This is a genomic window from Pseudomonas viridiflava (assembly GCF_900602065.1).
In the GTDB taxonomy this organism is placed as follows: domain Bacteria; phylum Pseudomonadota; class Gammaproteobacteria; order Pseudomonadales; family Pseudomonadaceae; genus Aquipseudomonas.
Window position 1 is genome coordinate 1 of the sequence record NZ_UWFN01000324.1, and the last position, 381, is coordinate 381.

Genomic DNA, 381 nt, shown 5'->3' on the forward strand with positions numbered 1-381 from the left:
TCAGTGTCCGGTCCAAACTTGTTCTGGGCTTCACACTGGTTATTTTGCTGAGTGTACTTATCGCACTCACAGGCTGGTCGGGCATTGTCTCTCTGAGCGATCGTAGCGAACGCACCGCCGATATCGGCAAGCTGAGTACCCTGACACGCGACATGCGCATCGCGCGCCTGTCGTTCACGATCAACTATGATGCCGAGCGCGCCAGCAACTGGCTCAAAGCGTACGAGAATCTCGATAACCATGTGCGCTATGCCTCGACGGTGCTCACCTCCGAGATCAATGCGCCGCTGATCAATGCGTCGCAGGCTGCCATGAAAGATTATCGGATTCATTATGACAACCTGATGCAAGCCACCGAAGCGCGGGAAGCCACCCGTCAAG

At 55.6% G+C, this 381-nt stretch carries 1 protein-coding gene; it reads left to right on the forward strand.

Going from position 1 to position 381, the window contains the following annotated elements:
- Nucleotides 1–381: methyl-accepting chemotaxis protein (locus EE949_RS24385; protein ID WP_241152867.1), on the forward strand; the 381-nt coding region annotated here is incomplete at both ends.